Source organism: Dolichospermum planctonicum, from assembly GCF_005402965.1.
Taxonomy (GTDB): Bacteria; Cyanobacteriota; Cyanobacteriia; order Cyanobacteriales; family Nostocaceae; genus Dolichospermum; species Dolichospermum planctonicum.
Window position 1 is genome coordinate 163,498 of record NZ_BJCF01000003.1, and the last position, 9,069, is coordinate 172,566.

General features: G+C 42.7%; 1 protein-coding gene. It reads right to left on the bottom strand.

The features are described from left to right. Positions 1 to 453: 453 nt before the first annotated feature. On the bottom strand, positions 454 to 9,069 hold an 8,616-nt coding region (locus FFO06_RS21795), incomplete at its 5' end, for a lectin-like protein (protein WP_137906642.1).

Consider the following 9,069-nt stretch of genomic DNA (forward strand, 5'->3'; position numbering starts at 1 on the left):
GAACAGGCTTCGCCGTGAGCGTCAGCCGAACGGTTTTGAGAGATTTTACTTTTCTTTACACAGTTTGGTTTTATATTGACAGTAGTTTTAGAAATTAATTTCCCAGGCTGATATAAAACTTTACAAAATTAATAGCTATTCCTTCAACAATTTTAGCCATAAATTTGCTCAGAAATGATCTAAAATGATCTAATTTGAGCGATCGCCAAAATTCCCTATTGACTTGACAAAAAAGTGATATCTAACCTTTCTAGTTCTTTTAGTCATCAAAAGACAACTTCTGCTATGAGACTGGGAATTAATTCCCAGTTGGGTTATGGGTTTTACGTTAAGTTAACACCAATAATCACTGCTAAACCCTTACATATCCCATCAATCACAGGATAATTTGATGATGTAGAGACGTTTCATGAAACATCTCTACAACGTCCTTCATCTACATGATACCAGAAGCTACACTAAGGTAGTAGTAAAGTTACTGATTCCTAAAGTACCATTTAAACCTGTCACCTCAATAATGGCATCCGTAGTGGCACTAAATCCTGCGGTAGCGTCATTAATAGCGACAAAAGTACGACTACCAAAAGTAAATTGAGCAGCAGAGTTAGCTGTAAAAGTAGCAGTAGTTAACCTAGCTGCAATTCCGGTTGTATTAAGTGCTGCCACAGGTGTGGTAACATTATTGAACCCGCTGCGGGCAGTGGTAACGAGGAATAAATCATTGCCAGTAGTAGCATTGAAGTCGGTAATGACATCAAAGTTACTCAGAATAGAATGAGTTAAAGTGCGGTAGTCAAAACGGTCTCTTCCCAGCCCTCCAGTTAGAGTATCTTTTCCCAACCCTCCGGTGAGGATGTTATTACCAGCATTACCTGTGATGACGTTATTAGCAGCGTTACCTATACCGTTAATGGCTGCTGTTCCTGTCAGAGTCAGGTTTTCAACGTTAGCAGCCGCAATAGTGTAAGTAACACTAGATTGAATGGTGTCTGTACCTCCATTAGCAAGTTCCGTAATGATGTCAGTAGTGCTATCTACAATGTAGATATCATTACCTAAACCACCAATTAGGATATCTGTACCCGCACCACCATCAAGGGTGTCATTACCCGCACCACCATCAAGGATGTTATTACCAGCATTACCTGTAATGACGTTATTGAGTTCGTTACCAATACCGTTAATTGCTGCTGTTCCCGTCAGAGTTAGATTTTCAACGTTGGTAGCAAGAGTTAAGGTGGCGCTAGATTGAATGGTGTCTGTACCTGCGTTGGCAAGTTCTGTAATGGTGTCAGTGGCACTATCTACAACGTAAATATCATTACCTAAACCACCAATTAGGATATCTGTACCCACACCACCATCAAGGGTGTCATTACCCGCACCACCATCAAGGCTGTTATTAGCACTGTTACCTGTGATGAGGTTATTACCTGCGTTACCAATACCGTTAATTGCTGCTGCTCCCGTTAGGGTCAAGTTTTCAACGTTAGCAAGAGCCGCAATAGTGTAAGTAACACTAGATTGAATGGTATCTGTACCCTCATTGGCATTTTCGGTAATGGTATCAGTGGTACTATCAACAATGTAAATATCATCCCCTGTACCACCGATTAAGGTATCGTTACCAGCACCACCATCAAAGGTGTTATTACCAGTATTACCAGTAATGACGTTATTAGTAGCGTTACCAGTACCGTTTGCTGCTGCTCCTGTCAGTGTCAGATTTTCAACGTTAGTTAGGGTGGCAATCGTGTAAGTAACACTAGATTGAATGGTGTCTGTACCACCGCTGGCATTTTCGGTAATGGTGTCAGTGGTGCTATCTACAACGTAAATATCGTTGCCTAAACCACCAATTAAGGCATCATTGCCAGAACCACCATCAAGGGTGTCATTACCCGCACCACCATCAAGGATGTTATTACCAGCATTACCTGTAATGACGTTATTGAGTTCGTTACCTGTACCGTTAATGGCTGCTGTTCCTGTCAGTGTCAGATTTTCGACGTTGGTAGCAAGAGTTAAGGTGACACTAGATTGAATGGTGTCTGTACCCTCTCCCACATTTTCGGTAATGGTGTCAATGGTGCTATCTACAACATAGATATCATTACCATCACCACCAATTAAGGTATCAAGGCCTGCACCACCGTCAAGGGTGTTATTGAATTCATTGCCTGTGATGGTGTTGTTACTAGCGTTTCCTGTACCGTTAATTGCTTCTGTTCCTATCAAAGTGAGGTTTTCAATATTTCCAGACAAAGCATAGTTTATGCTAATGTAAACCGTATCCATACCTTCGTTGGCATTTTCAGTAATGATGTCATTGGTATTATCAACAACGTAGTTATCATCACCTAAACCACCAATCAGCGTATCAATACCACCGCTACCATCAAGAACATTACTGAGTTCGTTACCTGTGATGATGTTATTGAGTTCGTTACCAATTGCCTCAATCGCTACTGTTCCTGTCAAGGTCAGGTTTTCGATATTTCCAGATAAAGCATAGTCAATGATGGTGTAAACTATATCTATACCTGCGGCGACATCTTCGGTAATAGTGTCATTGCTATCATCAACATAGTAGATATCATCACCTAAACCACCAATTAAGATATCTATACCAGCACCACCATCAAGGGTGTTATTACGAGCATTACCTGTGATGACGTTATTATCTCCGTTACCAGTACCGTTAATTGCTGCTGTTCCTGTCAGTGTCAGGTTTTCCACGTTGGTAGCAAGAGTCAAGGTGGCACTAGATTGAATGATATCTATACCTGCGTTAGCATTTTCGGTAATGGTGTCTGTGGTGGTATCTACAATGTAGATATCATCACCTAAACCACCAATTAGGGTATCGTTACCAGCACCACCATCAAGGATGTTATTACCAGCATTACCAGTAATGACGTTATTGAGTTCGTTACCAGTACCGTTAATTGCTGCTGTTCCTGTCAGAGTCAGGTTTTCAACGTTGGTAGCAAGAGTCAAGGTGACACTAGATTGAATGATATCTATACCTTCGTTAGCATTTTCGGTAATGGTGTCAGTGGCGCTATCTACAATGTAGATATCATCACCTAAACCACCCATTAGGGTATCGTTACCAGCGCCACCATCAAGGGTATTATTAGCACTGTTACCTGTGATGACGTTATTGAGTTCGTTACCCGTACCGTTAATTACTGCTGTTCCTGTCAGAGTCAGATTTTCAACGTTGGTAGCAAGAGTCAAGGTGACACTAGATTGAATGGTATCTGTACCTTCATTGGCATTTTCGGTAATGATTTCAGTGGTGCTATCCACAATGTAGATATCATCACCTAAACCACCAATTAAAGTATCTGTACCCGCACCACCATTGAGGGTGTCATTACCATCACCACCGTTGAGGATGTCATTAGCACTTACGATTTCAATGATGCCTCGTAAAGAAACGGTACTGGGTAAATCATTCCATTTACCATTACTTCCTATATGCACATAATCTTCATTCCAGAAATTATCTGGTTGACCTGGAGCCCAGTTAGTGTAAGTAGAGGTTTCACCGTTTGCCCACCTGAACTGGCCTTCTGTCACCTCATCTGTGTAACCAATCCACAGTCCTGCACTATCACCAAAGGTACTGACTAACCAATCCTGCTCGGCTTGATTGTTGACGGTTACAAGATTTCCGCCTAAACTCTGTGCCTGAGCTTGAGCTTGTTGCCATGTTCCAGCAGTGGTTAACAGATATGTGTTGCCGTTGTAGTTAAATAAGGTAGATGCGCCGTAAGATGCGACATCGCCATATAGCAGATCATTACCCGCACCACCATTGAGGGTATCGTTACCAGCGCCACCATCAAGGGTATCGTTACCAGCACCACCACTGAGGCTATTATTAGCACTGTTGCCTGTGATAACGTTATTACCAGCGTTACCAGTACCGTTAATTACTGCTGCTCCTGTTAAGGTCAGATTTTCGATATTGGTTCTGGTGACAATACTAAAGGTGACGCTAGATTGAATGGTATCTGTACCACCGCTGGCAAGTTCTGTAATTGTATCAGTAGTGCTATCTACAATGTAGATATCATTACCTGTACCACCAATTAGGGCATCTTTACCAGCACCACCATCAAGGGTATCGTTACCAGCACCACCACTGAGGGTATTATTAGCACTGTTACCTGTGATAACGTTATTGAGTTCGTTACCTGTACCGTTAATTACTGCTGTTCCTGTTAAGGTCAGGTTTTCGATGTTCGTCCTGGCGGCAATAGCGTAGGTGACACTGGATTGAATGGTATCTATACCCTCGTTGACATTTTCGGTAATGGTATCAGTGGTGCTATCAACAATGTAGATATCATCACCTGTACCACCAATTAGGGTATCTATACCCGCACCGCCATTGAGGGTATTATTAGCACTGTTACCAGTGATGACGTTATTGAGTTCGTTACCCGTACCGTTAATTACTGCTGTTCCTGTCAGAGTCAGATTTTCAACGTTAGCAGCCGCAATAGTGTAAGTAACACTAGATTGAATAGTATCTATACCCTCGATGACATTTTCGATAATGGTATCAGTGGTGCTATCCACAATGTAGATATCATTACCTAAACCACCAATTAGGGTATCTGTACCAGCACCACCATTGAGGGTGTCATTACCAGCACCACCGTTGAGGATGTCATTAGCACTTACGATTTCAATGATGCTTCTAAAAGAAGCGGTACCGAAATCATTCCATTTACCAGCCCCACCCCAATTCATCCCCACATAATCTTCTCCCCCATTGGCATCATTTGGTTCACCAGGAGACCAGTTAGTATAAGTAGAGGTTTCACCGCTGGCCCACCTGAACTGGCCTTCTGTCACCTCATCTGTAAACCCAATCCACAGTAATCCACTATCACCAAAGGTAGTGGCTAACCAATCCTGCTCGGCTTGACTATTGACAGTGACAAGATTTCCGCCTAAACTCTGTGCCTGAGCTTGAGATTGTTGCCATGTTCCAGCAGTGCTTAACAGATATGTGTTGCCGTTGTAGTTAAATAAGGTAGATGCGCCGTAAGATGCGACATCGCCATATAGCAGATCATTACCATCTTCACCATTGAGGGTGTCATTACCCGCACCACCATTGAGGGTGTCATTACCAGCACCACCATTAAGGATGTTATTAGCACTGTTACCTGTAATGACGTTATTGAGTTCGTTACCTGTACCGTTAATTACTGCTGTTCCTGTCAGAGTCAGATTTTCAACGTTGGTAGCAAGAGTTAAGGTGACACTAGATTGAATAGTATCTGTACCCTCATTGGCATTTTCAGTAATAGTATCAGTGGTGCTATCTACAATGTAAATATCATCACCTAAACCACCAATTAAGGTATCTGTACCAGCACCACCATCAAGGGTATCGTTACCAGCACCGCCATTGAGGGTATTATTAGCAATGTTACCTGTAATGACGTTATTGAGTTCGTTACCCGTACCGTTAATTACTGCTGTTCCTGTCAGAGTCAGATTTTCGACGTTGGTAGCAAGAGTCAAGGTGACACTAGATTGAATAGTATCTGTACCTTCATTGGCATTTTCGGTAATGATTTCAGTGGTGCTATCCACAATGTAAATATCATCACTTAAACCACCAATTAGGGTATCGTTACCAGCACCACCATCAAGGATGTTATTACCAGCATTACCAGTAATGACGTTATTGAGTTCGTTACCAGTACCGTTAATTGCTGCTGTTCCTGTCAGAGTCAGATTTTCGACGTTGGTAGCAAGAGTCAAGGTGACACTAGATTGAATAGTATCTGTACCCTCATTGGCATTTTCGGTAATGATTTCAGTGGTGCTATCCACAATGTAGATATCATCTTCGGTAATGATTTCAGTGGTGCTATCCACAATGTAGATATCATCACCTAAACCACCAATTAGGGTATCTGTACCAGCACCACCATTGAGGGTGTCATTACCATCCCCACCGTTGAGGATGTCATTAGCACTTACGATTTCAATGATGCCTTGTAAAGAAACGGTACTGGGTAAATCATTCCATTTACCATTACTTCCTATATGCACATAATCTTCATTCCAGAAATTATCTGGTTGACCTGAAGCCCAGTTAGTGTAAGTAGAGGTTTCACCGTTTGCCCACCTGAACTGGCCTTCTGTCACCTCATCTGTGTAACCAATCCACAGTCCTGCACTATCACCAAAGGTACTGACTAACCAATCCTGCTCGGCTTGATTGTTGACGGTTACAAGATTTCCGCCTAAACTCTGTGCCTGAGCTTGAGATTGTTGCCATGTTCCAGCAGTGCTTAACAGATATGTGTTGCCGTTGTAGTTAAATAAGGTAGATGCGCCGTAAGATGCGACATCGCCATATAGCAGATCATTACCATCTTCACCATTGAGGGTGTCATTACCCGCACCACCATTGAGGGTGTCATCACCAGTACCACCAAATATGGTATTATTAGCGCTGTTACCAGTGATGACGTTATTACCTGCGTTACCTGTACCGTTAATTGCTGCTGTTCCCGTTAGGGTCAGATTTTCGACGTTAGCAAGAGCAAGAGTCCAGGTGAAACTAGATTGAATAGTATCTGTACCCTCGTTGACATTTTCGGTAATGGTATCAGTGGCGCTATCTACAATGTAGATATCATCACCTGTACCACCAATTAGGGTATCTATACCCGCACCACCATCAAGGGTATCGTTACCAGCACCGCCATTGAGGGTATTATTAGCACTGTTACCAGTGATGACGTTATTGAGTTCGTTACCAATACCGTTAATTACTGCTGTTCCCGTTAAGGTCAGATTTTCGACGTTGGTAGCAAGAGTCAAGGTGACATTAGATTGAATAGTATCTGTACCTTCATTGGCATTTTCGGTAATGGTGTCAGTGGTGCTATCAACAATGTAAATATCATCACCTGTACCACCAATTAAGATATCTGTACCCGCACCGCCATTGAGGGTATTATTAGCACTGTTACCAGTGATGACGTTATTACCTAAGTTACCTGTACCGTTAATTACTGCTGTTCCTGTCAGAGTCAGATTTTCAACGTTAGCAGCCGCAATAGTGTAAGTAACACTAGATTGAATGGTATCTATACCCTCTCCCACATTTTCGATAATGGTATCAGTGGTGCTATCCACAATGTAGATATCATTACCTAAACCACCAATTAGGGTATCTGTACCAGCACCACCATTGAGGGTGTCATTACCAGCACCACCGTTGAGGATGTCATTAGCACCTACGATTTCAATGATGCCTCGTAAAGAACCGGTACCGGAATCATCATTCCATATACCAGCCCAATTCCAATTCATCATCGCATAATCTTCTCCCCCATGGGCATTATTTGGTTCACCAAAATGCCAGTTAGTATAAGTAGAGGTTTCACCGCTTACCCACCTGAACTGGCCTTCTGTCACCTCATCTGTAAACCCAATCCACAGTAATTCACTACCACCAAAGGTAGTGGCTAACCAATCCTGCTCGGCTTGATTGTTGACAGTGACAAGATTTCCGCCTAAACTCTGTGCCTGAGCTTGAGATTGTTGCCATGTTCCAGCAGTGGTTAACAGATATGTGTTGCCGTTGTAGTTAAATAAGGTAGATGCGCCGTAAGATGCGACATCGCCATATAGCAGATCATTACCATCTTCACCATTGAGGGTGTCATTACCCGCACCACCATTGAGGGTGTCATCACCAGTACCACCAAATATGGTATTATTAGCACTGTTACCAGTGATGACGTTATTACCTGCGTTACCTGTACCGTTAATTGCTGCTGTTCCCGTTAGGGTCAGATTTTCGACGTTAGCAAGAGCAAGAGTCCAGGTGAAACTAGATTGAATAGTATCTGTACCCTCGTTGACATTTTCGGTAATGGTATCAGTGGCGCTATCTACAATGTAGATATCATCACCTGTACCACCAATTAGGGTATCATTACCAGGACCACCATCAAGGGTATCGTTACCAGCACCGCCATTGAGGGTATTATTAGCACTGTTACCTGTAATGACGTTATTGAGTTCGTTACCTGTACCGTTAATTACTGCTGTTCCCGTTAAGGTCAGATTTTCGACGTTGGTAGCAAGAGTCAAGGTGACATTAGATTGAATAGTATCTGTACCCTCATTGGCATTTTCAGTAATGGTGTCAGTGGTGCTATCTACAATGTAGATATCATCACCTAAACCACCAATTAAAGTATCTGTACCAGCACCACCATCAAGGGTATCGTTACCAGCACCGCCATTGAGGGTATTATTAGCAATGTTACCTGTAATGACGTTATTACCTGCGTTACCTGTACCGTTAATTGCTGCTGTTCCCGTCAGAGTCAGGTTTTCAACGTTGGTAGCAAGAGTCAAGGTGACACTAGATTGAATGATGTCTGTTCCCTCTCCCACATTTTCGGTAATGGTGTCAGTGGTGCTATCCACAATGTAGATATCATCACCTATGTTACCACTGAGAGTATCATTACCAGCACCGCCACTGAGGGTATCATTACCATCCCCACCACTGAGGATATCATTACCATACCCACCACTGAGGCTGTCATTACCAGCACCACCACTGAGGGTGTGATTACCAATATTACAACTGAGGGTATCATTACCATCCCCACCAAAGATTAAAGACCACACGTAACTTGCGGTGAGAGAATCATTACCACTACCTCCTGTTAGCACATCATAATAGCCACCACTAGCAGCAAAGTTGATTCGTTCCACCCCTATCAAGGTATCTGTTCCCTCATCGCCATTGCTTGTGACGTTATCCTTGATTTGGATACTGCCATCAGAGAGAATATTTGCCTGAAATTCTGTATGGCTTCCTGCGTAATTAACTATGTCATTACCCGCATCACCATTGAGGGTGTCATTACCCCCACCACCATTGAGAATATCATTACCAGCACCACCATTGAAGGTATCATTACCTGAACGTCCCTCAAAAACGTCATCATATTGTGTACCAGTGATATTGTAGTTTTCTACATTAGAGACATTGACTAG